The organism is Kinneretia sp. DJ1R-11 (assembly GCF_025717595.1).
Taxonomy (GTDB): domain Bacteria; phylum Pseudomonadota; class Gammaproteobacteria; order Burkholderiales; family Burkholderiaceae_C; genus Paucibacter_A.
Map to the genome: position 1 here is coordinate 449,413 of NZ_JAJIRR010000002.1, position 26,140 is coordinate 475,552.

The window sequence follows — 26,140 nt, forward strand, 5'->3', positions numbered from 1 at the left end:
GCTGTCGCCAGCTTCGTTCAGCGCGCCGGGTCCAGGCGCGGTTCGCTCACGCCGGCGGCCCGGTTGAGCTGCATCAGCGTGATCGGGCCAATGCGGCCGTCCGGCTGCAGGCCTTGGCTGGCCTGGAAGGCCTGGATGCGTGGGCTCAGCTCGGCCCAGCTGGGCGACGCTGCAGAGCTGGCCGGGACGGCGCTACCGGCCAAAGGGTCCAGATGGCCGGCCAGCCACTCGCGCAGCGGCCCGGCATTGACGGCGCGTTCGGCATAGCCCGGCGGTGCACGCCAGAAGGTGCTGAACTCACCGCGCCAGACGGTGGCCAACTCCGCCAGCGCCAGCCGACGCGGCCGGCCTTCCACCCACAGCGTCAGCTCCTGCCCGTCCAGCCCCACCAGCGCAGCCAGGGCCGGTGGCTGGCCACGGCGTTGCAGGGTCAAGAGCACGGGCCGGTCCATCAAGCGGATCAGGGACAGGCTGCCGCTCACGCTGCGGTAGCACTGCAGGCCTTGCAGCAAGGCCGCGTCGCAAGGTTTCGCCTCAGTCGGCGCCAGCTGCAGGCCCCAGCGCTGGGCCAGCGCGACCCAAGCGGCGGCGTCCGAGGCGGTCCAGTCGGCCAGCTGCAGCGGCTCGGCAGCGGGTGTCGCGGGCGGCTGCACGCTGCTGGCGACTGAGGCTGGCGGCACAGCAGGCACAGCCGCTGAACTCGCTGCCGTTGCGGCGCTGGAGGCAGCAGGTGTCGCCGTGGCCACCGCAGCGGCGGCGGCGCCGGGCTTTCCGCGGCTTGCCTGCGATTGCATCTGCAGCGCCCAGCTCAGTCCTGCGCCGACCACCGCCACCGCTGTCAGCACGGCCAAGCCGCTACCCACCCGGCGCAGCCCGCGCCCTGGGGCCGCCGGTGGCGCGTCGAACACCTCGGCCGCGGCCTGACGCACGATGGCCGGCGTGACCATGGCCTGGCTGCCCGCATAAGCACCCAGCAGCGCGCGATCGCAGAGCAGGTTGATGCGCCTCGGCACACCGCGGGTCAGGCGGTGGACCCAGCGCAGGGCGGCGCGGTTCAGGGGCAGCGGGCCGCTGAGGCCGGCCACCTTCATGCGGTGCTGGATGTATTGCGCCGTTTCGGCCTCGGACAGGGCGCCCAGATGGAAGCGCGCAATCACGCGCTGCGCCAGTTGCTCCAGCTCCGGCCGGGCCAGCATGCCGCGCAGCTCGGGCTGGCCGATCAGGACCACCTGCAGCAGCTTGCGCGTGGCGGTCTCGAGATTGGTCAGCAGGCGCAGCTGCTCCAGCACATCGGCCGAGAGGTTCTGCGCCTCGTCGATGATCAAGACATTGTTGCGGCCGGCCGCATGCTGGGCCAGCAAAAAGGCATTGAGCGGGTCGAGGTAGTCCTTGACCGTCTGCGCGCCCGCAGGCACCGGCACATGAAACTCGTCGCAAATGGCCTGCAGCAGCTCGCTGACGGTGAGCTTGGGGTTGAAGATGTAAGCGACGTTGCAATTCTTGGGAATCTGCTCCAGAAAGCAGCGGCAGACCGTGGTCTTGCCGGCGCCGATTTCTCCGGTGAGCAGCACGAAGCCGCCGCCGCCGTCCAAGCCATAGAGCAAATGGGCCAGGGCCTCGCGGTGGCGCTCGCTCATGAACAGGTAATGCGGATCCGGCGCGATCGAAAACGGTGCTTGCTTCAAGCCGAAATAGGACGCGTACATGGGGCGGCAGGATAACCGCTGGCCCGGCTGGCGCTGCGGGTCGCCAGCAAACCCGGCTTGGCGGCTTGCGGTGCGATAGGCGCATGGCATCCACCACAAAGCGCCTAAGCTCAGGAGCGCCCCGCATAGGCAAGACTTGGCCAGTCGCCCCACAATCCCCCATCTTCATTTCCGCTGCCTTGGACCCCGCCGGTCCGAGGCGGCGCACCGAGCGAGACCATGAACCAGCCTTTTTCCGCCCGCCACGCCGCCCTGCTGCGCCCGACCACCCTGGCCCGCGCCGCGGCGCTGAGCCTGGCCCTGATGAGCGCCGGTGGCGCGAGCACCTGGCTGCCCACGGCCCAGGCAGCCGCCAGCGCCACGGCCAGCGTGGCCTGGCAGCCGGCGGCCGGCGATGCCGACATCGAGCGCGCCTTTGCCCAGGCCCGCGCCGAGAAGAAGCCGGTGCTGCTGTACTGGGGCGCCAAATGGTGCCCGCCTTGCAACCAGCTGAAGGCCACCCTGTTCAACCGCGTGGATTTCATCGAGCAGACGCGCGCCATCGTGCCGGTGCACATCGACGGCGACCTGCCTGGCGCGCAAAAGCTGGGCACGCGCTTCAAGGTGCGCGGCTACCCGACCATGATTCTGTTCAACCCCGAGGGCCAGGAGCTGACCCGCCTGCCGGGCGAGATCGATGCGCCCCAGGTCATCAAAGTGCTGCAGCTGGGCCTGGCCGGTGGACGCCCGGTCAAGAGCGTGCTGGCCGATGCGAAGGCTGGCAAGAAGCTGAACGCCAACGAATGGCGCCTGCTGAGCTTCTACTCCTGGGAAACCGACGAGCAACAGCTGGTGCCGCCGGCCGAGCTGCCGGGCCTGCTGGCCCAGCTGGCCGGTGCCGCGCAAGGCGTGGACGGCGAGGCCGGCACGCGCCTGTGGCTGAAGGCCGTCTCGGCCAATGACAGCGGCAAGGCGCTGAAGGTGGACGCCGCCCTGCGCGAGCGCGTGAGCAAGGTGCTGGAGAGCCCCGAGCAAAGCCGCGCCCTGATGGACGTGATCACCAACGGCGCGCCCGACATCGTCAAGACCCTGGCGCCGACCGCTGGCCCGGAACGCAGCGCCCTGCTGGCCCAGCTCGATACCGTGCTCAAGCGCCTGGAGGGCGACGCCAGCCTGTCGCGCGGCGACCGCCTGCAGTCCCTGCTGGCGCGCGTGCAGCTGGCCCGCCTCGATGTGGCGCCGACCGAGCTGCACCCCAAGCTCAGCCCGGCTCTGCTCAAGGAAGTGAAGGACCACGCCGCCCGCGCCGACCGCGAAATCACCGATGGCTACGAGCGCCAGGCCGTGATCACCTCGGCCGCCTACCTGCTGGGCCAGGCCGGCCAGTGGAAGGACAGCGACGATCTGCTCAAGGCCAGCCTGAGCAAGAGCCACTCGCCCTACTACCTGATGAGCTCGCTGGGCGGCAATGCCAAGAAGCAGGGCCGCAAGGACGAAGCGCTGAAGTGGTTTGAGGAGGCCTTCAACAAGAGCGAAGGCCCGGCCACCCGCTTGCAGTGGGGCTCCGGCTATTTCGCCGCCCTGACCGAGCTGGCGCCGCAGGACGCCGCCCGTATCGAGAAGACCGCCGCCCAGCTCTTCAGCGAAGCGGCCCAGGACAAGGGCAGCTTCTACGAGCGCAGCGCCCGCTCGCTGCAGAAGGTGGGCAGCTCGCTGGCCAAGTGGAACGACAAGGGCCAGCATGACGCCGTGCTGGGCCGCCTGAAAACCCAGCTGGACGGCATCTGCGCCAAGGTCGACACGGCCGACAAGCAGCGCGAGACCTGCGAAGCCTTGGTGAAGGCGCCGGGCAAGAAGGCCTGAGAGAAGGCGAGCCCGCCTGTGGCTGGGCTCGGGCAGGACGGAGCTGCGATGCGCGGGTGCAGTCAGGCGCCCCGGCCACGGGCCGGGGCCTGTCGATCAACGCGGTTGCTCGACGATGACTTCCGGGTCCAACGTGAAGGTGGCCTGGCGTGCGCCGATCTTGACCGTCAGCAACACGCTGACTTCGTATGCGCACTCGGTGTTTGACACCGAGGTGAGCAGGGGCTGGCTGCTCAGAAACTGGATCGCTCCGTCTTCATTGGAGGTCAGGAACTGCGTGCCGGCGAAGACGATAGGCGTGACGCTGTTCTCGCCGTCTTTCACCGTGGAGGTGGTGAAGGGAAAAACGGCAGGCGGCGTGCCGCGCAGCAGCGCGGCCTGGACCACGGCCGAGATCAGCTCGACTTGGTATTCGGCGGAGCTGCCATTGCTATTGGCCAGGACCTGAACGTTCAAGTTCTGAGCGGACTGCATGACATAGGCACCCGCACGCGCGCCTGAATTGCAGAACAGGCTTTGCAGGCTGCTCTCGTTACTCAAGTCAAACCACAGCTCGCGCCCTTGCTGTTCGACATGGAAGTTCAACTTCAGGCGTGCTGCGGCTTGGGCTGCGGGGATGTTCTCGATCGGGCTCATGATGATTGCTTCTCCTTGGGGCTCCACTGGTGGTAGCGCGAATCACGTCGCAGCGCGGCCAGATCGGCCTCCTGCTCGATGAAATGCGCCGGGTAACCCTGGGTTCGCGCCTGCAGCAGGCGGATCAGGGCCTGCTCACGGTCGCCGCTGAGTTCGGCCGCGACGGCTGTGCGGAACAAGACATCTGGCGCGTTCGGCGCCAGAGCCAGGGCTTTCTGCGACCAGAGGCGCGCGCGCCCCGGGTCATTGATGCGGGCGGCATACAAGGCAGCCCGGCTGAATTGGGCGCTGTCCTGGGCATGGCGGTCCAGCAAGGGCAGCAACTGCTCCAAAGCATGGCGGTAGGCGCGTTTGGCGTCCTCGCCGCGCCCCGGCAGCACACGCAAGGTGTCGGCCAGATTGGCCCACATGCGGTAGTCGTTGGGCCGGCCCTTCTCGGCCGACAGGGCCCGCTCAAAGGCCACGGCCGCTTCCGCATAGCGCGCGCGGCCAAAGAGCACATTGCCCAGATTGGTGTAGAGCTGGCTGCTGGGCCGTAGACCCAAGCCTTGCTGCAAGACCGTCTGAGCCTCTTCCAGACGGTTGGAGCGGACCAAGACGGCACTCAGATTGGCATAGCCGGACACGGCATGGGGCACGGCCGCGATCACACGCCGGAACACCGCCTCGGCCTCGGCCAAGGCATTCTGTTCATAGAGCAGCTGACCCATGCCGTTCAAGAGCAGGGCCTGGTCGGGATGGAAAGACAAGCCGCGTTCGAGCAAGGCCCGCGCAGGCCCCGCCCGCCCGCGCGCCAACTCCAGCATGGCGTAGCCATGCAGGGCCAGGTCGGACTGCCCGTCCAGCTGCAAGGCCTGCTCGAAAGCCGCGGCGGAAGCGTCCGCCCGCCCTTGCAGGCGCAAGACCTGGGCTTGTGCGATGTGCGACAGCGCCAGCTGGTCTTCAAAAGCCAGCGCTTGCTGGGCGCTGGCATCGGCTCGCTGCAGCCAGGCTTCGTCACGCGATTCCTGGCTGTACTTGCTGGCGTAGACCAGGGCCAGCAAGGCCTGGGTGCGGGCGTTCTTGGGCTGATCGCTCGCCACCGATTCGAGCTGGGCGGCGATGCGGTCGAGCGCCACGCCCTCTTCTTCGAGATTGCGGTACAGCTGCTCGGCCTGCGCCAGACGCACCGGCCAGGGCGCTTGGCTCAGCGCTTCGCCCTGCCAGCGCCAAGCCGCCAGGCCAAACAAGCTCAGCAAGAGGCCGGTGGCGAGCAGCATGCGCAGGCGGGTGGCTCGCGCAGGTCGCATGGAGCCTGGCAGGCTCAGCCAAGGCCTGGCCGCAGCGCGCGGTACCGGCAACAAGGCCCTGCCCTGACTCTGGGCCAGAAGCGCCCCCAGGGCCTGGCTGACCTCGACCATGCTGGCCGGCCGCAGCGCGGGATGGCGGCTGACCATGCGCTGCACCAGGGCAGCCAGTGGCGCCAGTCCGGCCGGCAGCTTGGGCAGGGCAAGTATCAGTTCGCTGCCGTGCAGCTTGTGGTGGGCCAGGGCCAGGGGGTCGGGCTGCTGGAAGGCACGCTGGCCGCTGAGCATCTCGCCCAACACCAGGCCCAGGGCATAGATGTCGCTCGCCACACTGGCCGGCCGGCCCAGCATTTGCTCGGGCGCCATATACGCCAGGGTGCCGGACACCTGGGGCTTGCCTGTAGGGTTGTTGGCGATGCTGCCCGGGCCCAGGGTGGCCATGCGGTCGATCAGGCGGGCGACGCCGAAGTCGAGGATGCGCAGCTGGCCGCTTTCATCCACCATCAGATTGCCGGGTTTGATGTCGCCGTGGGCGATGTTCAGCTGGTGGGCCTCGGCCAGGGCCTCGCTGGCCTGCAGCGCCCATTGCACGGCCTGCTCGACCGGCAGCGGGCCGGCGGCCAGCACCCGGCTCAGGCTGCGGCCCTGGACCCGCTCCATGACGATATGGCCAGCGCCCTGGTCGACGAAGACGTCGTAGACGGTGACAAAGGCGCGGTGGCTGACGCGGGCGGCCAAGCGCGCTTCCTGCACCCAGGCTTCGGCATCACCGCCCGCGCCGACCTGCAGGTTCAGGCGCTTGAGGGCAACGCTGCGTTGCAGGCGGCTGTCCCAGGCCGCAAAAACGGAGCCGTAGCCGCCCTCGCCGAGCAGCTCGCCCAATTCGTAACGGGCAAAGTCCACGCGCCCGCTGCTGGGCACGCGAACGACCGGCCGCAGCGCATTGGGCGTCATAGGCGCCGTGGCTGCATCCGCCAAATTGTCAGCCCCATCGACCATGCGCTGCGCGTCCTCAAAGCTTCGAGTGATGTTTCAGATTGAAACAGGTCGCCCCGAACTAACGCGACAGTTGCGGGGTGTCCGCGTCATTCTCAGCGGCGGCAGGCCGCCAGCCGCTCAGGGTTTGCACCGGACGCCCCCAGTTTGAAACAAGGCGCCGGCCGGGCCGGCCTCAGCAGGGCGCGAGGGGCAGATCGCCCGAGCCGACTTTTTGCAGCGTCAGTGGGCCCAGCAAGACGCGTTTGTCTACATCGAGCAGCAGCAAACGAAGCTGCGGCTGGCCGTCACTGCCCTGGCTCGTCACCTCGGCCAGCGCCGTGCCGGCCTGGGTTTGCGTGCCTTGCAAAAAGCCGCCGACAAAAGCGCTGCCACCGGACTTGAGCTGACTCCACTCGCCCTCGAAGCTGCGTCGCGGGCAACCGCCGCTGACACGCACCTGGTTGCCCTCGAAGACCACCAGGTAGTCCGGTGCTGTCGCCGCGCTCGCGTACTGCACGCGCAAGGTGCCGGGGTGGTTCTCGCCGATGGCCACGCTGTTGCCACAGTCGAGCCGACCCTTGGTCCAGCTGGCGGCGCAGACCGGCTGGGTCTGTGCCTGGGCGAGCTTGAGATAGTCTTCCTGGGCGCCGGTGCCGACCGTGCCGGGACCGCAGGCGGCCAGGCTCGCCAACGCCATGGCCGCCAAAGCACGCTTGAGGAAGCATGAAGGATCGATGGGCTGGTTCACGAGGATTCTTCCTTTTCCGAATAGAAGTACACGCCGAAGCGCACCCGGTGCTGGCGCGCCGCAGGCGCGGCTTCGACGGCATCAAGGTCAAAACGTGTTTGGGTTTCGCGCATCACTTGATCAAAGGCCAGCTTCCAGGCCTGAGCCGCCACCGCCTGCAAGTGCTGCACCGAGGCTTCGCTGAGTTCGTCGGAGTAGACCGAGCGCTCGAGGAAGCTCTGCTCGCCGAGCAGGTTGGCGCTGCCGGCGGCCAGGTGGTCGCGCAGATTGAGCGCAAAGGCCTCGGCCATCTCCTCGAAGCCGAGGCGGGGCGCGAAGCCGTCGACCACCAGATGCACGCCCTCGGCGTCTTCGCGGGCCACGCCCAGGCGCTGCATCTCGTCGAGCACGGCGCGGGGGCGCACGTCCCGGCTGACCTCGGCCACCAACTGGTCAAAGCCGCCACCCTCGGCCTGGCGAGGCAAGGCGCGGGCCTGGCCGTCCGGGCCACGAAACGGAGCGGCGCTCATCCAGCGCGCCACGATCTGGCCGACCAGATTGAGCGGCTCCGACATCCCGGCCCCCTCCTCGGCGGCCCGCCCCAAGGTGCGCACATCACGCCGGTGCACACCCGAGAGCAGGCTGACGGCACTGTCGGTCTGCGGCATGGCCTGCGCCGCCAGCTCGGTCTTGGCGACCGACAGGAACACCGGCTTCAGTGCCTGAGCGAACTCCGGATAGCCCACGCCCTGCTTGACCAGCAGGCGCGCCAGCGGCTGCATGACTCGCAGCACGCAGCGCAGGGCAAGAGAGGCTTTGGTGTTTTGGCTCATGGCTCGGGAAATCGCGTGGGACATTGTTCCACACGCCCGCAGCCCCAAACGCAAATTACCAGCGGCTGCTGAGGTTCACGGCCAGCAATCGCCCTTGTCGCTCGGCATAGCTGCCGCTGCCGCGCAGCTCCAGGCTGCGGTGATTCAGGGCATTGCTGAGCAAGAGGCGCAGGGTGCTGGGCTGACCGCCCAGCTGCAGGGGCCAGCGCAAACCCAGGTCCAGCTCGCTGAGGGCGGGCAGCTCGACCTGGTTGTCACGCGTGGCCGGCATGCGGCCGGTGTGGGAGAAGCCGGCGTCCAAGCTCAAACCGCCCAGCTCGGCAGGGCGGTAGACCGCGTTGAGCTTGAGGATGCGCTCGGCTTGGCCGACCGGGCGCGAGCCCACCCGGCCCAGGGCCACGCCCTCGCCGCGCACGCGCGGCTGCATCAGCACCGCGCCAGCCACCAGCTGCCACTCGGGCGCCGGCCGGCCGTTCAGCGAGAGCTCGATGCCGCGGTGGCGCACATCGCCCAGCTCGGTGTAGAGCTGCTGGGCGTCGAGGTTGTAGTAGGGCTTGCGCACATCGAACACGCCGGCCACCAGCTTCAGCCGCGGGCTCATCTGCCAGCGCAAGCCGGCGTCCATCTGCGTGGTCAGGATGGCCGGCAGGGCCTGGTTGCGGTTGCTGGCGTTGCCGGGCGCGACACCGCTTTCCTCCAGGCCGCGGGTCAGGCCGGCGTAGGCCGCCAGCTCGGGGCTGAAGTGCCAGGCTGCGCTGAGGTTGTAGAGCCAGGGCGTGGCTTCGGTTTCGGTCAGCGGCAGGCCGGGGCGGTCGACACGCTTGCGGTAGTCGCTGTGCTGCAGGCCGGCATTGAACTCCAGTTGCTGATTCCAGCGCAGCTCATAGGACAGGCCCAGCCAGTGCTGCTTGACCTCGTCCAGGCTTTGCGCGCCGAAGGCAAAGGTGGGCTGCGGCGGCTGGAAGGGCTGGAGCTGGCTCATGCTGCCGTAGTCCAGGCTTTGCGAACCGCCGGTGCGGCGGTCGCGGGCGCGGCCGGCCAGCTGCAGATGCAGGCGCTGCGCCCAAGGCGCCGGGGCAAAGGCCCAGCTCAGGCGCAGCTCGCCGCTGTTGGAAGCCACGCGGCTGGCTGGGTCGGCAATCACCAGGCGCTGGGCCTGGCCTTGGGCGTCCATGCCCAGCAGCAGATTGCTGAAGCTGGCGCGGTCGTCGTTTTCGGAGTGGAAGAGGCCCGCGCGCAGCTGCCAGGCCGGGTCAAAGGCATGGCGCAGAGTGGCGCCGTAGTTGCGGCCGACGCCGCTGTAAGCCGCCCAGTCCGGGCCCTTGAAGACCCGCGCCTCGCCCAGCGGCGGCAGGCTGGGGGTGGCGCTGGAGACCTGCGGGCCCATGCGGTCATAGGGCGTGTCGATGGCCGAGGCGAAGACCATGGCCTCGGTGTGCACATCAGGCCGCCACCAGAGCGCCAGGCTGCCGGTGGTGAACTCGCCATCGGTGCCGTTGCCGTATTCGACATGGGCTTTGGAGAAGCCACCGGTCACGGCCCAGCGGCCGTCAGCGCTCAGCGGGTGGCTGAAGTCCAGGTCGATATAACGGCCGCGCCACTGGTCCAGGCCCAACACCAGCTGCGCGCTGGGCTCGGCGTCCGGGCGGCGCAGGCTGAGGTCGACGATGCCGGTGGGCGCGGGGAAGACAAAGCCCTGGGCCGAGAGGCCGACGCGCACATTGCTGGACTGGCGCAGGCGCGCGCTCAAGCCCCAGACTTGGTCGAAGTAGAGGCCGTCGATGCGCACATTGCCGGCCGCCGTGGGCGAGAAACCGCGCACGCTGCTGCTGGTGTAGAGGCCGATGGTCTCGCGACCGATGCTGGTGCCGAAGGCATCGCTGGCGGCTTGCACCGCGGCGTCATTGGCCCGCGCGGACAAGGGGACCAGAGACAAAGCCGCCATCATCATCAGGCTGGCGGCCAGCGGGGTCAGAGGCAGGGCGGGAGCGGCAAAAGAGCGATCGGTCATGGGGCGCAGCGGAGTAGCAGGAAAAGCTGCGCAGTGTAGGTGGCAGGTCTGCCGCAGGCGAAAGCCATGGCGGCCCGCCCGCTCAGGCCAGGCCCAGCGCCGCCAGCTTGCGCGCCACCATTTGAAAACGCAGATCGGGCGCCTCGGCCCAGGCGCGCACCGGCTGCCAGACGGCGGCATGAACCTCGGCCAGCTGCGGGCTCAGCGGCGCGCGGCTGTCGGCCAGCAGCAGGTAGGCGTAATCGTGGTGCCAGTGCGCGCCTTCCTGCTTTCGCGGGTTGGCGGGGATGGCATGGCTGTCGATGTCCAAAGGAAGGGCCAGGCCGCTCGCGGCATCGAGGTACTCGGGGTGCGGCTGCAGGGCCTCGACGCCGGTTTCCTCGCGAGCTTCGCGCAGAGCCGAAGTCAGCAGCGGGTCGGCGGCCTCGCTGGCTTCGAAATGTCCGCCCGGCTGAAGCCAACGCTGCAGCGCCTTGTGATGGATCAGCAGGAGCTGGCGGCAGGCGGGGTCCAGCACGATGGCGCTGGTGGTGATATGGCCGCGCATCTGAGCGCGGTTGAAGGCATCGCCGTCGGGATCTTGCAGCTGGTCCTGCAAGGCTTGCAGCCGCGCGCTTTCTTCCGGAAAGCGCTGGCTCAGATAGGCCTGCAGGATCTGGCAGGCCTGAGCGTGAACGTTGGAGCGGGAGGTCGACATAAGGCCATTGTCTGATCCCTGACTTGAAAGAGTGAATAAGTGAACGGGTGAATAAGTGAAGGGGCTGCGCCCCCATTCACCATTCACCATTCACCATTCACCATTCACCATTCACCTGTTCACCTGTTTACTTCAGCAAGCCTTCGGCCTTCATCGCTTCCTGCACGGCCGGGCGGGCCGCCACGCGGGCACGGAAAGCCACCAGGTGTTCGAAGCCGCTGACGTCCACACCGACGTACTGGCCCCAGTTGCTGACCACGAACAGGTAGGCATCAGCCACCGTGAACTGATCGCCCATCAGGTATTGCTTGCCTTCCAGCTGGGCGTTGACCCAGGTGAAGCGCGCCATCAGCGCAGCGCGGGCGAGCGGCTTGTAGTCTTCCGGGGTGGCCGGGTTGAACAGGGGCGAGAAGCCCTTGTGCAGCTCGGAGGTGATGTAGTTCAGCCATTCCTGCAGGCGGTAGCGCGCCATGCTGCCGGCAGCCGGGGCAAGATGGGAGGCGGGCGCCAGATCGGCGATGTACTGGACGATGGCCGGGCCTTCGGTCAGGCGCTCGCCGTTGTCCAGCTCCAGCACGGGCACCGAGCCCTTGGAGTTGATGGCGTAGAAATCGCTGCCGTCCTGGAGCTTCTTGGTCTTGGTGCTGGCCAGCATCAAGTCAAAACTCAGGCCCGCCTCGCGCAGGGCGATGTGGGGGGACAGGGAGCAGGCGCCGGGGCTGTAATAGAGCTTCATGGTTCAGGGTTCCTTGCAAGAACTCGCCGGTCGACATGCCGGCAAAGCCCGAACCATACGCCGCTTTGCCGAGTCTTGCAGGAGGGCCCTGAACTGTGCCGGGCTCAGTCCTGTGGCACGAAAATCCAGAGCAGCAGGTAGACGAACAATCCAGTACCCACGCACAGCACCAGCAGGGTGAAGAGCAGGCGCCAGACCCAGGAATCCAGGCCGGTGATCCGGGCCAGGCCACCGCAGACGCCACCCAGCCAGCGGTCGTCACGGCTGCGGCGCAGCTCGTTCAGGCCGTTGGCGGCCGGCGCAAAGCCCGCGCTGGTAGAGGCGCCTGGCGCTGCCTCTCCGCTCAGCAGCCGGGCCTTGGCCTGGGCGAACTCAGCATCACTGAGCACACCGCGCTGGTGCAGCTCGGCCAGTTTGTGGAGTTCTTCGGCGACGGACATCTGGGTTCCTCCTTCTGAGTGGCGGGGCTGTCATTGCCCCAGGCCTCAATCTAACGCCATTGGCGGGCTGAGTCCGTGCGCTGCGACAAACTGCAGGCGCGGGTGCCTGAACGGCCGACCCGCATTCCCCGCAGCTTGTCGCCGCGTTCCGCCATTCGCCGCAGGCAGGGGGCTGAGCATTGCAGGCGCTGCCCATAATCCGCCCCCATACAAGCACCCAAGTCTGGAGACGACGCTTATGTGGAAACGATCTGGAAGCGCCCTGCTGCTGGGCGGCCTGGCCCTGCTGCTGGGCACGGGCCTGGCGGCGGCCGCGAGCGAAGGCGGCACAAGCAAGCCGGGCAGCGGCCCCACCCACGCTTGCCGCATCGAAGGCATGCCCAATGAGATGCAATGCGGCAGCGTCATGCGGCCGCTGGACCCGACCAAGCCGCAGGGAACGCAGATCGAGATCCACTACTTGTTGGTGCCCGCCATGGCCCGCAACAAGCAGCCCGACCCGGTGCTGCTGCTGGCCGGCGGCCCCGGCCAAAGCGCCATCTCGCTGGCGCCGCGCATGCTGAGCGTGCTCAAGCGTCTGAACAACCGCCGCGACCTGGTCTTCATCGACCAGCGCGGCACCGGCAAATCGGCACCGCTGCAATGCGCCGACGACAGCAAGCTGCCGATCGCCGAAGGCCTGGACCCGCAAGCCCAGGAGCGCCGCCTGCGCGACTGCCAGGAGGCCCTGAGCCGCCTGCCCCACGGCGATCTGTGCCTGTACACCACGACCATCGCCATGCAGGACTTCGAGGCCGTGCGTGAGCAGCTGGGCGCGCCGCAGTGGAACCTCTACGGCGCCTCTTACGGCACGCGTGCGGCGCTGGAATACATGCGCCAGTTCCCGAGCAAGGTGCGCCGATCCCTGATCGACGGCGTGGCCCCGCCGGACATGGTGCTGCCCGCCAGCTTCTCGACCGACAACCAGGCCGCACTGGATGCCGCCTTCAGCGCCTGCGAGAAAGAGCCGGCCTGCCAGGCCCGCCACCCGCAGCTGCGCGCCCAGTGGCAAGCGCTGCTGGCCAGCGTGCCGCGCCAGATCTCGGTGCGCCAGCCCATGACCGGCAAGCCGGAGCAGTTCACGCTGACCCGCAGCCAGCTGCTGCGCGCCGTGCGTGGCCCGCTCTACATGCCGGCCCTGGCCGCCGCCCTGCCCTCCGCCATCGGTGACGCGGCCGAGGGCCGCTTCGACGGCCTGATGGGCCTGACCAGCACCATGACCTCCAACAAGAGCACCCGCCTGGCCATGGGCATGCATTTCTCGGTGGTCTGCGCCGAAGACCTGCCCCGCCTGCCGCAAGCGAGCGACAAGCCGGGCGCCGACTACGGCAACAGCGACGCCCTGCTCTACAGCGCCGCCTGCAAGACCTGGCCCCGCGGCGAGGTGCCCGAGGCCTTCTACCAAGTGCCCAAGGCAGCCATGCCCGTGCTGGTGCTCAGCGGTGGCGCCGACCCCGTAACCCCGCCCCGCCACGGCGAGCGGGTGACAAAAGCCCTGGGCGACAAGGCCCAGCACATCGTCGTGCCCGAGGCCGGCCACGGCGTGGCCACCATCGGCTGCATGCGCGATGTGATGTTCCGCTTCTTCGACGCCAAGACCGACGCCGCCGCCCTGCCCCAGGACGCCGCCTGCGCCACCCGCATCCCGCGCCCGCTGGCCTTTGTGCCGGTGCAAGACGCTTCTGCCACCAAGGTGCAGCCATGATCGAAATCAAGAACGTCAGCAAGAGCTTCGTCAGCGCCAGCGGCGGCTCCATCTTCACGAAGGGCAAGAAGCAGACCGTGCAAGCGGTGCGCGATGTCAGCCTGCACGCGCCGAACGGCCGCATCACCGGCCTGCTGGGCGCCAACGGTGCCGGCAAGACCACCACCTTGCGCATGCTGGGCGGCTTGTTCGAGCCCGACCACGGCCAGATCAGCGTGGACGGCATCCAGGTCAGCCAGGCGCCGCGCCAGGCCCTGGCGCGCATGGGCATCCTGGGCGATGCACATGGCCTCTACCCGCGCCTGAGCGCCCGCGAGAACATCATCTACTTCGGCCGCCTGCAAGGCATGGAAGCCGATGCGGCCAATGCCCGCGCCGAGGAGCTGGCGCGCCTGCTGGACATGCGCCACATCCTGGACCGCCGCAGCGATGGCTTCAGCCAGGGCGAGCGCATGAAGACCGCCCTGGCCCGCGCCCTGGTGCATGACCCGGCCAATATCGTGCTGGACGAACCAACCAACGGCCTCGATGTGCTGGCCACCCGGGCGCTGCGCGAGGCCCTGCGCCATCTGCGCTCGCCCGAGGGCGGCGGCAAGTGCATCGTCTTTTCCACCCACATCATGCCGGAGGTGGAACAGCTCTGTGAGCATGTGGTGGTGGTGGCGCAAGGCCGCAGCGTGGCCGAAGGCTCGGTGCCCGAGCTGCTGGCCCTGGCCGGCGAGAAACACTTCGAGGACGCCTTTGTGAAGCTGGCCTTCACTCAGCAGCAGCAACAGCAGCAACAACAACAAGAGGTGGCGGCATGAGCGCGAGCATCACCAACAACAACAGCGGCAGCTCCAGTCTGCTGAGGAACTTCTGGATCGTCTTGCGCAAGGAGGTGGTCGACGCCTTGCGCGACCGCCGCACTTTGCTGCGCCTGTCCATCCCCGCCGTGCTGATGGGTCCTCTGCTGCTGCTGGCGCTCTCGGGCCTGATCTCCTCGCTGGAAGGCCAGGCCGACAAGCGCGAGGTGCAGGTGGTGGGCATCGAGCATGCGCCCAGCCTGCGCAACTACCTCGAGCGCCAGACCTACGCCCTCAAAACGGCCCCGGCCGACTATGAGGTGCGACTGCGTGCTGGCACTTTGCTTGAGCCGGTGCTGGTGATCGGCAAGAACTTCGAGGCCGAACTGCAGGCCGGCGACAAGCCGACGGTGGAGCTGGTCAGCGACAGCGCCAACCAACGCGCCAGCGCCGGCGTCGGCCGGCTGGAACGCCTGGTCAACGGCTTTGGCCAGGAACGCGCCGCCATCAGCCTGGCCCTGCGCGGCGTCTCGGGCGAATTGCTGCAGCCCGTGGCCATCGAGGAGCGCGACTTGGCCAGCGTGCAGGCCCGCGCCGCCCGCATCACCGGCATCATCCCCATGTTCATCATCATGGCCGTGCTCTACGGCGCCCTGACGGCCGCCCTGGACAGCACGGCCGGCGAGCGTGAACGCGGATCGCTGGAGCCCCTGCTGATGAACCCGGTGCAGCACATCGCCCTGGTCTTGGGCAAATGGGGTGCGGTGGCACTGCTGGGCATGGCCGTGGCCCTGATCGCCAGCCTGAGCTTCGTCCCGGCGCAATGGCTGCTGCAGAGCGACAGCCTGCAAGCCATGTTCCAGTTCGGCAGCTACGAGGTGATGGCCTTCCTGCTGCTGCAGTTGCCACTGGCCGTGGGCATCAGCGCCGTGCTGATGGCGCTGGCGATCCGCTCCAAGACCTTCAAGGAAGCGCAGGCAGGCAGCACCATGGTGATGACGGCCGTGAGCCTGATGCCCATGGTCACCCTGCTCAACCCGGGCGGCGAAGCGCCCTGGTACCTGTGGGTGCCCGGCCTGGCGCAGAACACCTTGATGATGCTGGTACTCAAGGGTGAGACCTTGAGCCTGGCCCAGGTCTTGCCCAGTGTGCTGGTAGGCTTGATCCTGATGGCCGGCGGTCTGCTCTTCGTCGCCCGCTCGATGCGCGGCGCCGTCTCCAAGTAAATCAGCGCGGCTTGCCCTACCGCAACATCAAGCCCAGGCTCGCCTGGGCTTTTTCTTGGGCGCTACGGGCTTGGGTCGGCAATCGGCACGGAGCCGTCGTTCGCGAAGAAGTTTCAGCACGCAGAGCTCGCGGAGGACCGCAGAGGACGCTGAGACCAAAAATCTTGCTCCTCTCTCTGCGGCCTCTGCGGTGCTCCGCGCACTCTGCGTTCGAACTGAAACCTCAGCCAACGACGGCTCAGTGCCGAATCCTGTCCTTACTAGGCTTGGTCGCTCAGTGGTAGCCAAGGGCCCGCTGAACCTCATACTGCCAGGGCAAGGTATGCACGATCTCGTTGAGGCGGCGAGCGGACTCCAATGGCGCCAACACCTCGCCACGTGCATTGAGGAATTGCAGGTTGGTGACCAGGGCCATGGGGTCCACCATGGCGACCACCCCGGCCGACATGCTGACCCAGTCCCAGGCCACGCCGGCCAAGGCCTCACCGTCGTCCCCTTGCCACAGGGTTTGCCCCATGGCGGGTAGCCCGCCTTCACCGTTGATCAGAACCTGGGTGCTGAGATGCGCAAACTGCAATCGCGGCGCCTCGTGGGCATCACAAAGTACACGGGGCCATGCATACACAATCCAGGCTGGGGTCATAGATGGGGAGGTCTTGAAACCGTCGAAAGCGGGAATTCAGTAACTGTTTGTGCAGTGTGCAGATGAGGCCCGCAAACGAACAGCTGTAAACCTTGTCAGGGGTATAACCGAGTTGACCGCAAGCTCGCGGTTTATTGCAATGCGCGCCATGGATGTAAGCAATTCAATGCTGCAAGGGGGGTACCAGGCCGTGCTGGAGGCACGCAGCCGCGAGGAATTTCGCCATGAGGTGATCCGCTTCGCGCAGGGCCTGGGTTTCTCCACGGTGTCTGCCACCGTGGTGCTGGACCACACCGTCGGCGAGTCAGAGTTCGAGACGGTGGATAACACGCCGGAGTCCTTTGCCTCGACCTATTCGGACCGCAGCAGCTGGCGCCATGACCCTGTGGTTCAACACTGCAAGCGCCAGAGCGTGCCCATCGTCTGGAACCAGAACACCTATCTGGCCAGCGGCCAAGCCAGCATGTGGGAAGAGCAGGCCCGCTTTGGCTACCGCACCGGCATCGCCCTGGCCCTGCATCTGCCTGAGGGCCGGCACTTCATGCTGGGCATGGACCGCGCCGAGCCCCTGCCCAAGCATCCGGGCGAACTGACGCGCCTGGTGGCGGATTTGCAGCTGTTTGCCGTCTATGCCCAAGACGCGGCCTGGCGCGTGGTGATGCCGCGCGAACCTGAACCGAACAGCAACCCGACACGTTTGACCCCGCGCGAGCTGGAATGCCTGCGCTGGACCATGGACGGCAAGACCGCCTGGGAGGTCGGCGGCATCCTGAGCATCACCGAACGCACGGCAGTGCTGCATCTGAACAACGCTATGCACAAGCTCGGCTGCACCACCAAACACCAGGCGGTGTTGAAGGCGCTGCGCATGGGCTTGATTCGCTAACGGAAAACCCGCAGGCCTGGCGCCGCGAGCCTGACATACGCTCTGGGCTTGGCGCAACTGTAAGAGTTGACACTGTCCGAGCCATATCCAACTTGCTCAAATCCGGAACAAGCACTCGTTGGAGTGTGTTCAACGAACGGATTCCATCATGAAACTGCAAAACACCTCCTCTTCTTCTGAACTGAACACCACTGTCCCGGCGCCGGTGGAGCTGAGCTTGGAGCAGCTGCAATCGGTGTCCGGCGGCGGCACGCCCAAGGGCGGCTGGGGCCCGGTCCCTGACGCCACCGAGGCACCATCATCGGAACCCCCAGTCCCAGGCACCCCCAAAGGCGGCTGGTAATCCTCTGCTCCCAGTCATCACCCGCTCCCTGAGCGGGCTCTGACGGAGAAGGCAAGCACCGGTCTTCACCCAACACATGCTGTTTCGCCGCGAGGCCTTGCAAGGCCAGCAGCACAGCGGTTTGGGCAGGGTGCAAGTCCTGCCACCGCTGTCTCTCACACTGCTCACGGCCGTTGCCGTGGGCAGTGTTGCTTTGGTCGTTTCCTTTCTGTGCACAGCGGAATACACCCGCAAGGCGCGGGTCAGCGGCTATCTGGTGCCGGACCGTGGCGTGCTGCGCATCCAGGCGCCGCAATCGGCCACGGTGCTGAGCCGCGAGGTCGGCGAAGGCCAGGCGGTCAAGGCCGGCGATGTGCTGTTCGTGCTGGCCCTGGACAGCGCCAGCCAGACCATCGAAGGCATCGCCCAGACCCTGCAAAGCCGTCAGCTGAGCTTGCAAGGCACGGCCAGCCAGCAGCTGGCCCTGGTGCGCACCCAGCTGCAAACCCTGACGCAAAAGCGCGCCGGTCTGCTGCGCGAACAAGCCCAGCTGCAGGTCGAGCGCCAGCTGCACGGCGAACGCCTGGCCCTGGCGCGCGAATCGCTGGAGCGACAGGAAAACCTGGCCCGCAACAACTTCATCTCGCCCGCCCAGCTGCAGAGCAAGCGCGAGGAATTGCTCGGCCTGCAGTCGCAAGCCCAAGCCCTGGCCCGCCAAGGCGAGGCCCTGCAGCGCGATCTGCAGGCGGCCGAGGCGCAGATGCGCGAGCTGCCCCTGCGCAGCGAGGTGCTGCAGGCCGAAATCGCGCGTGACCTGGCCGAGCTGAAGGAAAAAGGCCTGGAGACCGAAGGCCGGCGCCGCCTGGTGCTGCGCGCGCCTAGCGACGGTGTCGTCTCCACCTTGCTGGCCGAAGCCGGCCAAAGCATTCAGGGCGGCGCGGCCTTGGCCCAGCTGCTGCCGGCACGAACCCAGATGCAGGCCCAGCTGTTCGCGCCTTCGAGCGCAGTCGGTTTCTTGCAGGCACAGCAGGCCGTGCAGCTGCGCTACCAGGCCTTTCCGTATCAAAAATTCGGCCAGCAAAGTGGGCGCGTGCTTCAGGTCTCGCGCACGCCCCTGGCCACGGCCGAGTTGGCCACCCTCAACCTGCCGGCCGCGCTCAGCCAGGGCGCAGGCAGCGAGCCGCTCTACCGCATCACCGTCAGCCTGGACCACCAAACCGTCAGCGCCTACGGACAGCCCCAAGCCCTGGCCGCCGGCATGCAGCTCGATGCCGATGTCATGCTGGAGCGGCGCCGCCTGATCGAGTGGATTTTCGAACCCCTGCTGAGCCTGGCCCAACGTGTCTGATTCCGCGCCCGCCCCCGACGCCGCCCCCGGCCTGCTGTCGCGCCTGCATCTGAGCTGGCGGCGCCGTGGCCGCGTGCCGGTGATTCTGCAGACGGAAGCGGCCGAATGTGGCCTGGCCTGCCTGGCCATGGTGGCCAGCGCGCACGGCCTGCATCTGGACTTGCCGGAGCTGCGTCGCCGTTTTTCGCTCTCGCTCAAGGGCGCGACCATGGCCGACCTGCTGCGCATGGCCGCGCCCCTGGGCCTGGCCGGGCGCGGCCTGCGCGCCGAGCCCGAACATCTGGCGCGGCTGGAGCTGCCGGCCATCCTGCACTGGGATTTCAACCATTTCGTGGTCCTGGTCGAGGTGCGCGGCCAGCAGGCCCTGATCCACGACCCGGGCCATGGCCGGCGGCAGATCCCCCTAGCCGAGCTGTCGCGCCACTTCACCGGCGTGGCCCTGGAACTGCGCCCCGGGCCGGACTTCACACCCCAGGCCCCGGCGCCGCGACTGCGCTGGCGCCAGCTGTTTGGTCGCATCAGCGGGCTCAAACGCTCGCTGGGCCAGATCCTGCTGCTGGCCCTGGCGCTGGAGCTGCTGGCCCTGCTCTCGCCTTTTTTGCTGCAATGGGTGGTGGACGGGGTGCTGGTCAGCGCCGATCGCGACCTGCTGGTCACCCTGGGCCTGGGCTTTGGCCTGCTGGTGCTGCTGCAAACGGCCATCAGTGCCCTGCGCTCCTGGGCGGTGCTGGTGCTCTCGGCCTCGCTCAATCTGCAGTGGCTGACCCAGGTCTTCGGCCACCTGCTGCGCCTGCCTCTGGCCTGGTTCGAGAAGCGCCATCTGGGCGACATCTGGTCGCGCTTTTCCAGCGTGCAGCAGATCCAGCGCACCCTCTCCACCCGCTTCGCCGAAGCCCTGCTGGACGGGGCCATGGTGCTGCTGACTCTGGCCATGATGGCCGTTTACTCACCGCGGCTGAGCGCCGTGGCGCTGACGGCCGTGCTGGGCTATGGCCTGCTGCGCTGGGCTTTCTTCGGGCAGCTGCGCGAGGCCAGCGAAGAGGCGCTGGTGTTCGAGGCCAAACAGAACAGCCATTTCCTCGAATCGCTGCGTGGCGCCCAGGCCATCAAGCTCTACAACGCCGAGGCCGAACGCAGCGCCGCCTTTGCCAATCTGGTGGTCGAGCAGATGAACGCCAGCATCGCCACCCGCCGTTTGGACCTGGGCATGGCCGTGGGCCAGCGCCTGCTGTTCGGCCTGGAGCGCGTGGCCATCGTCTGGTTGGGCGCCTTGCTAGTGCTGGACCGTGAGCTGTCGGTCGGCATGCTGTTCGCCTTTCTGGCCTACAAGGAGCAGTTCAGCACCCGCGTGGCCGGCCTGATCGACAAGGGCGTGGAGCTGAGCATGCTGCGCCTGCAGGGCGAGCGCCTGGCCGACATCGTGCTGAGCGCGGCCGAGCCGGCCGACCTGAGCGCAGGGCCCAAAGTGAGTGCCGGCTCTCCGGAAGCGCTCGAACTGGTGGACCTGAGCTTTGCCTACGCGGAAGGCGAAGCACCGGTGATCCAGGGCTGCAGCCTGCGCATCGAGCCCGGTGAGGCCGTGGCCATCGTCGGCCCCTCGGGCTGTGGCAAGACCACCTTGCTGAAGCTGATGCTGGGCATCCACAGCCCGCAGCAGGGCGAGATCCGCGTCGGAGACCGGCCGCTGGCCCAGCTGGGTCTGGCTGCCTGGCGCGCCCGCATCGGCACGGTCATGCAGGACGACCAGCTGTTCGCCGGCAGCATTGCCGACAACATCAGCTTCTTTGACCCCGAGGCCGACGCGGCCTGGGTGCAGGAATGCGCGCGCATCGCCTGCGTGCACGAGGACATCAGCGCCCTGCCCATGGGTTATCAAAGTCTGGTCGGCGACATGGGCAGCAGCCTCTCGGGCGGGCAGCGGCAGCGCGTGCTGCTGGCGCGCGCGCTCTACAAACGGCCGCAATACCTGTTCCTGGACGAGGCCACCAGCGCGCTTGATGTCGAGAAAGAGCGCCAGCTCAACGCCTCGCTGCGTGCGCTCAACCTGAGCCGCATCGTCATCGCCCACCGGCCGGAGACCATCGCCTCGGCCCAGCGCATCATCGCCTTGCAAGACGGGCGCGTGGCGCAGGATCTGCGCAGCGTGCCGCCGACCAGCAACCAAGCCGGTTGAGCACGGGCTATTGCCGCCATCTAGATTGCCAAATGGACGGCGAGCGGCCGCGCTTTTAGCATTCGCCTATTGAAATCAAAGCATCAATAGGCGAGCACATCATGGCCAAAACCGCGAGCTTCGGCGTCCTCCATCTGGGCACCTCCTTCGGCGTCACCTACGCCCTGACCGGCAATGTGGCCGTGGCCGGCGCGGTGACCTTTGTAGAACCAGCCGTCAACACGGTGATGCATCACTTCTTCGAGAAGTACTGGGGCCACCCGCGATTGAAAGCCTGGCTCGCCCAGCGCCGCAGCACTGGCGCTGCGGCGACGCCGGCCCACATCAATCCGGCTTGACCTTGGCCCGGTTCAGCACCGGCTTCCAGCGCTGCTGCTCCTGGGCAATGAAGGCGGCGAACTGAGCCGGCGTGTTGCCCACTGCCTCGGCCGAATCGGCGCTCAAGCGCTCGGCAGAAGCGCTGCTTCGGATGGCCTTGGCCGATTCTGTGGCCAGGCGGTCGAGATGGGCCGGGGCCAGATTGGCCGGCGCGAGCAGGCCATACCACTGCGTCATCTCGAAGCCCGGAAAGCCCTGCTCCGCCACGGTCGGCACATCGGGCAGCTGCGGCAAGCGGGCCTTGGAGCCGGTGGCCAGGCAGCGCAGCTTGCCGGCCTTGATGAACTGCAGCACGGCCGGTGCGCCGACCGAAGCCGCATCGAGGCGGCCGGCCAGCAAATCGGTCAGCTGCGGGCCGGTACCTCGGTAGGGCACATGGACGATGAAGAGCTCGGCCGCCATCTTCAAATACTCCATGGCCAGATGGCCTGCGCTGCCATTGCCGGCCGAGCCGTAGTTGAGCTGACCGGGCTTGCTGCGTGCCAAGGCCACAAACTCCTTGAGGTTGCGCGCCGGCACATCGGGGTGGACCACGTAGAGGCTGGGCACCTTGGCCAGCAGCGTCACGGGCTTGAAGTCCTTGACCGGGTCGTAGGGCAGTTTGTCGTAGATGAAGGGGTTGACGGCCAAGGTGCCGATATGGCCCAGCACCAGGGTGTGCTGGTCATCGGCGCGGGCCACCTCGGCCATGGCGATATTGCCGCTGCCGCCGGGCTTGTTTTCCACGTAGACGGTCTGGCCCAGGGTCTTGCCCAGCTCGAAGGCGGTGGCGCGAGCGACGATCTCCGAGCTGCCACCGGGCGCAAAGGGCACGACCAGGCGCACGGAACGGCTGGGCCAAGCCGCCTCGGCCCAGGCCGGCAAGCCCAAGCCGGCGGCTGCGCCAGCCAGGCCGGTCTGCAACAGAAACTGGCGGCGGGCCCGCGAGTCGGGGGCGGCGTGAAGATCGTTCAGGTCCTGGCTCATGGCTCTTGTCTCCGGTGGATGTTTTTTGGGGAACCGTGTCATCGAGCCAGTCTAGGTCGTGGGCCTGTCAAGGCGCTGTCGCCTGCTCCATCCAGCCCAGCCAACGCATGGCCTGCTCGCGCGATTCGCCGCACATCTGCTCGCTGGGCTGCAGCGAGCCACAGACCGCGGGGCGATCCGGGTGACCGAAGATCTGGCAACGGTCTTGCGCATCGAGCTGGATGCAGCGCACGCCCGCCGGCTTGCTGACCCCGTTGATGACGGGCATGCCCGGGATGGGCGAGCTGATCGAAGGCGCAATGCAGCAGGCAGCGCAATGGGGACGGCAATTCATCGCGATATTGTCGGCGCAGGGATGACCGGCGGCCGTGACTTATCCACAGCCGATCCGTAAAATCACGGGTTTGCCCGCGCCAGCTTTGGCGACGTGGGAACTGGCCCAAAGCGAGCGCTTGCGGGGGCCGCCTAGACAGCAGCGAGAGAGCAGCAAACCCCATGCAATACCCCAAGGAATTCGATGTCATCGTGGTCGGTGGCGGACATGCCGGCACCGAAGCGGCGCTGGCCGCCGCCCGCATGGGCTGCGCCACCCTGCTGCTCACCCACAATATCGAGACCCTGGGGCAGATGAGCTGCAACCCCTCGATCGGCGGCATCGGCAAAGGCCATCTGGTCAAAGAGGTGGACGCGTTGGGCGGCGCCATGGCCGCGGCCACCGACGAATCCGGCATCCAATTCCGCATCCTCAATGGCTCCAAGGGTCCGGCCGTGCGCGCCACACGCGCCCAAGCCGACCGGGTGCTCTACAAAGCCGCCATCCGCCACCGCCTGGAGAACCAGCCGAAGCTCTGGCTGTTCCAGCAAGCCGTGGATGACCTGCTGGTCGAGTCCGACGGCCAGGGCGAGCGCGTGGTGGGCGCCGTCACGCAGATGGGTTTGCAGTTCCGCGCCCGTGCCGTGGTGCTGACGGCCGGCACCTTCCTCGATGGCCGCATCCATGTCGGCCTGCAAAACTACAGCGCCGGCCGCGCCGGTGACCCGCCGGCCATCAGCCTCTCGGCCCGGCTGAAAGAGCTGAAGCTGCCGCAAGGCCGGCTGAAGACCGGCACGCCGCCGCGCATCGACGGCCGCAGCATTGATTTTTCCAAGTGCGAAGAGCAAGGCGGCGACCTCGATCCCGTGCCCGTGTTCAGCTTCCTCGGCGACGCCGCGCAGCACCCGCGCCAGCTGCCCTGCTGGATCACCCACACCTCGGAGGCGACGCACGCCATCATCCGCTCCGGCTTCGACCGCAGCCCCATGTTCACCGGCGTGATCGAAGGCGTGGGCCCGCGCTACTGCCCCAGCATCGAGGACAAGGTCAACCGCTTCGCCGACAAGGACAGCCACCAGATCTTTCTGGAACCCGAGGGCCTGACGACCCACGAGTACTACCCCAACGGCATCTCGACCTCCCTGCCCTTCGACATCCAGCTGGCAGCCGTGCGCTCGATCCCAGGCCTGGAGAACGCCCACATCATGCGGCCGGGCTATGCCATCGAGTACGACTACTTCGACCCGCGCGGCCTGAAGTCCAGCTTTGAAACCCGGGACATCGGCGGCCTGTTCTTCGCCGGCCAGATCAACGGCACCACCGGCTACGAGGAAGCCGCGGCCCAAGGCCTGTTCGCCGGCCTGAACGCCGCCCTGCAGGTGCGCGGCCAAGGCCCCTGGTTGCCGGGCCGCGACCAGGCTTATCTGGGGGTGCTGGTCGACGATCTGATCACCAAGGGCGTGACCGAGCCTTACCGCATGTTCACCAGCCGCGCCGAGTTCCGCCTGCAGCTGCGCGAAGACAACGCCGACATGCGCCTGACCGAAATCGGCCGCCAGCTGGGTCTGGTGGACGACCATCGCTGGGCGGCTTTCAACCGCAAGCGGGACGCCGTTTCACGTGAAACAGAGAAGCTGAAAGCGACCTGGGTGCACCCAGGCATCCTGCCGGCCGCCGATGCTGAGCGTCTGGTCGGCAAAGCGCTGGAGCGCGAATACAACTTCATCGACCTGCTGCGGCGCCCTGGCGTGGTCTACGACACCCTGGCCGAAGTGGCCGCCATCGCCCGCCCGGAAGCCGCTGTTTCACGTGAAACACTGACCGCCGACCTGGGCAAGACCATGGCCGATGCCGTCATCGAGCAGATCGAAACCAGCGTCAAGTATGCCGGCTACATCAACAAGCAAGTCGAAGATGTGGCCCGCGCGGCCAATCTGGAGAACCTGCGCCTGCCCGACGAGCTGGACTACAACGAGATCCAGGCCCTGTCCTTCGAGGTCCGCCAGAAGCTCAACACCCACCGGCCCGAGACCCTGGGCCAGGCTTCGCGCGTTTCGGGCGTCACGCCCGCCGCCATCTCCCTGCTGCTGGTGCACCTGAAAAAGAAACGCTTCAAGGGCTTCAGCGAGGCCCACGACAAGGTCGGCGCATGAGTCACAGCGAACCGGCGCTCGATCTGAAGCAAGCCGCCCTGCTGGTGATCGATGTGCAGTGCGGCGCCTTCGATGGCCGGCTCTGCCCGCCCATGCCGGACGGCGACGCCCTGCTGAGCGCCTGCCGCAGCGCCCTGGACTGGGCCCGCCAGCAGCGCGTGCCGGTGTTCTGGATCCAGCATTCCGAGCCCGGCGGACCGATGGACGGCCCCGGCTTCGACATCGACCCGCGACTGAACCCGGCCGCCGAAGAACCCCGCTTCACCAAGACCGTGCCCAATGCCTTCGAGGAAACGAGCCTGGCCCACGCCCTGCAGCAGGCCGGGCGCACCCAGCCCATCCTGATCGGCTTGCAATCCGATTGCTGCATTGAGGCGAGCGCCCGCGGCGCCGTGGCCCTGGGTCTGCAAGCCTGGCTGGTTCCCGACGCTCACCACACCTGGCCGGACCGCGGCTTGAGCGCCGAGGCCTTGCGCGACCAGGTCTCGCAAGCGCTGGCGCAAGCTGGCGTCCCCTTGATTCCCCTCACCCAGCTGACCCACCTCGCATGAGTTCCGACGCACCCGACACCTTGTTCGCCCCTTTGCGCGATGCCGCCCAGACCCTGGGCCTGAACCTCAGCGAGGCCCAGCTGCAGCAGCTGCTGGCCTACCTGGCCATGATCAGCAAGTGGAACAAGGTCTACAACCTGACCGCCGTACGCGAACCCCAGGCCATGCTGACCCAGCATTTGGTCGACAGCCTCAGCCTTCTGCCGGCCCTGCGACGCCACAGCCAGAGCAGTGGGCAGAGCAGCTTGCGCCTGATGGATGTGGGCAGCGGCGGTGGCCTGCCAGGCGTGGTGGTGGCCATCTGCGAACCGAACATCGATGTCACTTGCGTGGATGCCGTGGCCAAAAAAGCCAGCTTCATCAAGCAGGTGGCGGCCGAGCTGCGTCTGCCCAATCTGCATGGTGAGCATTCGCGCGTCGAGGCGCTGAACACCTCGCACTTCGACCTGATCACTTCGCGCGCCTTTGCCTCTCTGCTGGACTTCACGACCTTGACCCGCCAGCACCTCAAGCCCGGCGCCGATTCCGGGGCGATTTGGCTGGCCATGAAGGGCCAACATCCGAGCGATGAGCTGGCCGCCCTGCCCGCCGACTTGGATGTGTTTCACGTGGAACAACTGCAAGTGCCCGGCCTCAATGCGCAGCGATGCCTGATCTGGATTCGCCCCAAGGCCTGAAAATTTGTGCCGAGCGTGGCCACTTAGACGCCTCGCCACAAATGCACGCCCCATCTGCCGCTACCATCACGCCTGCTTAGAAA

24 protein-coding genes are annotated in these 26,140 nt (G+C 67.4%); 12 read left to right on the plus strand and 12 right to left on the minus strand.

Features of this window, described 5'->3' with window-relative positions:
* Positions 1–17 precede the first annotated feature (17 nt).
* On the minus strand, positions 18–1,706 hold the full coding sequence (locus LNV23_RS06035; protein ID WP_263562149.1) for an ExeA family protein: 1,689 nt from the start codon (positions 1,704–1,706) through the stop codon (positions 18–20).
* A 219-nt stretch (positions 1,707–1,925) separates the two neighbouring features.
* Here LNV23_RS06035 and LNV23_RS06040 point away from each other — a divergent pair, with 219 nt between their 5' ends.
* On the plus strand, positions 1,926–3,548 hold the full coding sequence (locus LNV23_RS06040; protein WP_263562150.1) for a thioredoxin family protein: 1,623 nt from the start codon (positions 1,926–1,928) through the stop codon (positions 3,546–3,548).
* Positions 3,549–3,644: 96 nt separating this feature from the next.
* On the opposite strand, the gene LNV23_RS06045 is transcribed toward LNV23_RS06040, so the two are convergent.
* The 8 genes from LNV23_RS06045 to LNV23_RS06080 all read right to left on the minus strand — a co-directional run bounded on the left by LNV23_RS06045 (position 3,645) and on the right by LNV23_RS06080 (position 11,892).
* On the minus strand, positions 3,645–4,184 hold the full coding sequence (locus LNV23_RS06045; protein WP_263562151.1) for a hypothetical protein: 540 nt from the start codon (positions 4,182–4,184) through the stop codon (positions 3,645–3,647).
* The gene (locus tag LNV23_RS06050) at positions 4,181–6,424 is read right to left on the minus strand and encodes a serine/threonine-protein kinase (RefSeq protein WP_263562152.1); all 2,244 of its coding nucleotides are present in this window, start codon (positions 6,422–6,424) and stop codon (positions 4,181–4,183) included. Before LNV23_RS06050 ends, LNV23_RS06045 begins: the two co-directional genes overlap by 4 nt.
* A gap of 217 nt (positions 6,425–6,641) precedes the next feature.
* On the minus strand, positions 6,642–7,196 hold the full coding sequence (locus LNV23_RS06055; protein WP_263562153.1) for a hypothetical protein: 555 nt from the start codon (positions 7,194–7,196) through the stop codon (positions 6,642–6,644).
* The gene (locus tag LNV23_RS06060; protein WP_263562154.1) at positions 7,193–8,008 is read right to left on the minus strand and encodes a DUF6502 family protein; all 816 of its coding nucleotides are present in this window, start codon (positions 8,006–8,008) and stop codon (positions 7,193–7,195) included. The genes LNV23_RS06055 and LNV23_RS06060 overlap by 4 nt, the downstream gene beginning before the upstream one ends.
* Before the next feature lie 55 nt (positions 8,009–8,063).
* A complete protein-coding gene (locus LNV23_RS06065; protein WP_263562155.1) occupies positions 8,064–10,019 on the minus strand; it encodes a TonB-dependent siderophore receptor in 1,956 nt (651 codons plus the stop codon).
* An 82-nt stretch (positions 10,020–10,101) separates the two neighbouring features.
* A complete protein-coding gene (locus tag LNV23_RS06070; protein ID WP_263562156.1) occupies positions 10,102–10,716 on the minus strand; it encodes an NUDIX hydrolase in 615 nt (204 codons plus the stop codon).
* Between the two features lie 127 nt (positions 10,717–10,843).
* Complete coding sequence (gene gstA, locus LNV23_RS06075) at positions 10,844–11,452, minus strand: glutathione transferase GstA (protein ID WP_263562157.1); 609 nt, start codon at positions 11,450–11,452, stop codon at positions 10,844–10,846.
* A gap of 104 nt (positions 11,453–11,556) precedes the next feature.
* A complete protein-coding gene (locus LNV23_RS06080) occupies positions 11,557–11,892 on the minus strand; it encodes a PspC domain-containing protein (protein ID WP_263562158.1) in 336 nt (111 codons plus the stop codon).
* A 238-nt stretch (positions 11,893–12,130) separates the two neighbouring features.
* Here LNV23_RS06080 and LNV23_RS06085 point away from each other — a divergent pair, with 238 nt between their 5' ends.
* Genes LNV23_RS06085 through LNV23_RS06095 form a run of 3 tightly spaced genes read left to right on the plus strand, consistent with a single transcriptional unit; the run spans position 12,131 to position 15,647 of the window.
* On the plus strand, positions 12,131–13,636 hold the full coding sequence (locus tag LNV23_RS06085; protein ID WP_263562159.1) for an alpha/beta hydrolase: 1,506 nt from the start codon (positions 12,131–12,133) through the stop codon (positions 13,634–13,636).
* Positions 13,633–14,442, plus strand: a complete 810-nt coding sequence (locus LNV23_RS06090) for an ABC transporter ATP-binding protein (RefSeq protein ID WP_263562160.1) — start codon at positions 13,633–13,635, stop codon at positions 14,440–14,442. The genes LNV23_RS06085 and LNV23_RS06090 overlap by 4 nt, the downstream gene beginning before the upstream one ends.
* Positions 14,439–15,647, plus strand: a complete 1,209-nt coding sequence (locus LNV23_RS06095) for an ABC transporter permease (RefSeq protein ID WP_263562161.1) — start codon at positions 14,439–14,441, stop codon at positions 15,645–15,647. The genes LNV23_RS06090 and LNV23_RS06095 overlap by 4 nt, the downstream gene beginning before the upstream one ends.
* A gap of 274 nt (positions 15,648–15,921) precedes the next feature.
* On the opposite strand, the gene LNV23_RS06100 is transcribed toward LNV23_RS06095, so the two are convergent.
* The gene (locus LNV23_RS06100; protein ID WP_263562162.1) at positions 15,922–16,224 is read right to left on the minus strand and encodes a DUF4902 domain-containing protein; all 303 of its coding nucleotides are present in this window, start codon (positions 16,222–16,224) and stop codon (positions 15,922–15,924) included.
* Positions 16,225–16,438: 214 nt separating this feature from the next.
* Here LNV23_RS06100 and LNV23_RS06105 point away from each other — a divergent pair, with 214 nt between their 5' ends.
* The 5 genes from LNV23_RS06105 (at position 16,439) to LNV23_RS06125 (ending at position 21,357) form a co-directional block, all read left to right on the plus strand.
* Positions 16,439–17,176 (plus strand): helix-turn-helix transcriptional regulator, encoded by a 738-nt coding sequence (locus tag LNV23_RS06105; protein WP_263562163.1) that lies wholly within the window; start codon positions 16,439–16,441, stop codon positions 17,174–17,176.
* A 148-nt stretch (positions 17,177–17,324) separates the two neighbouring features.
* Positions 17,325–17,519 (plus strand): CCRG-2 family RiPP, encoded by a 195-nt coding sequence (locus LNV23_RS06110; protein ID WP_263562164.1) that lies wholly within the window; start codon positions 17,325–17,327, stop codon positions 17,517–17,519.
* 76 nt (positions 17,520–17,595) lie between these two features.
* On the plus strand, positions 17,596–18,846 hold the full coding sequence (locus LNV23_RS06115; protein ID WP_263562165.1) for an HlyD family secretion protein: 1,251 nt from the start codon (positions 17,596–17,598) through the stop codon (positions 18,844–18,846).
* A complete protein-coding gene (locus LNV23_RS06120) occupies positions 18,839–21,019 on the plus strand; it encodes a peptidase domain-containing ABC transporter (protein ID WP_263562166.1) in 2,181 nt (726 codons plus the stop codon). Before LNV23_RS06115 ends, LNV23_RS06120 begins: the two co-directional genes overlap by 8 nt.
* Positions 21,020–21,120: 101 nt before the next feature.
* Complete coding sequence (locus LNV23_RS06125; RefSeq protein WP_263515903.1) at positions 21,121–21,357, plus strand: DUF2061 domain-containing protein; 237 nt, start codon at positions 21,121–21,123, stop codon at positions 21,355–21,357.
* Here LNV23_RS06125 and LNV23_RS06130 read toward each other — a convergent pair.
* On the minus strand, positions 21,344–22,363 hold the full coding sequence (locus LNV23_RS06130) for a Bug family tripartite tricarboxylate transporter substrate binding protein (RefSeq protein ID WP_263562167.1): 1,020 nt from the start codon (positions 22,361–22,363) through the stop codon (positions 21,344–21,346). The two genes, LNV23_RS06125 and LNV23_RS06130, sit on opposite strands and share 14 nt — an antisense overlap.
* 67 nt (positions 22,364–22,430) lie before the next feature.
* The gene (locus LNV23_RS06135; protein WP_171828501.1) at positions 22,431–22,697 is read right to left on the minus strand and encodes a YkgJ family cysteine cluster protein; all 267 of its coding nucleotides are present in this window, start codon (positions 22,695–22,697) and stop codon (positions 22,431–22,433) included.
* A 161-nt stretch (positions 22,698–22,858) separates the two neighbouring features.
* On the opposite strand from LNV23_RS06135, the gene mnmG reads away from it, so the two are divergent.
* The 3 genes from mnmG to rsmG are packed head-to-tail and all read left to right on the plus strand — an operon-like array spanning position 22,859 to position 26,057.
* Complete coding sequence (mnmG, locus tag LNV23_RS06140) at positions 22,859–24,829, plus strand: tRNA uridine-5-carboxymethylaminomethyl(34) synthesis enzyme MnmG (protein WP_263562168.1); 1,971 nt, start codon at positions 22,859–22,861, stop codon at positions 24,827–24,829.
* Entirely contained in the window at positions 24,826–25,380 is a 555-nt protein-coding gene (locus LNV23_RS06145) for a cysteine hydrolase family protein (protein WP_263562169.1), read from the plus strand. The genes mnmG and LNV23_RS06145 overlap by 4 nt, the downstream gene beginning before the upstream one ends.
* The gene (gene rsmG, locus LNV23_RS06150) at positions 25,377–26,057 is read left to right on the plus strand and encodes a 16S rRNA (guanine(527)-N(7))-methyltransferase RsmG (protein ID WP_263562170.1); all 681 of its coding nucleotides are present in this window, start codon (positions 25,377–25,379) and stop codon (positions 26,055–26,057) included. Before LNV23_RS06145 ends, rsmG begins: the two co-directional genes overlap by 4 nt.
* The last annotated feature ends 83 nt before the right edge of the window (positions 26,058–26,140 follow it).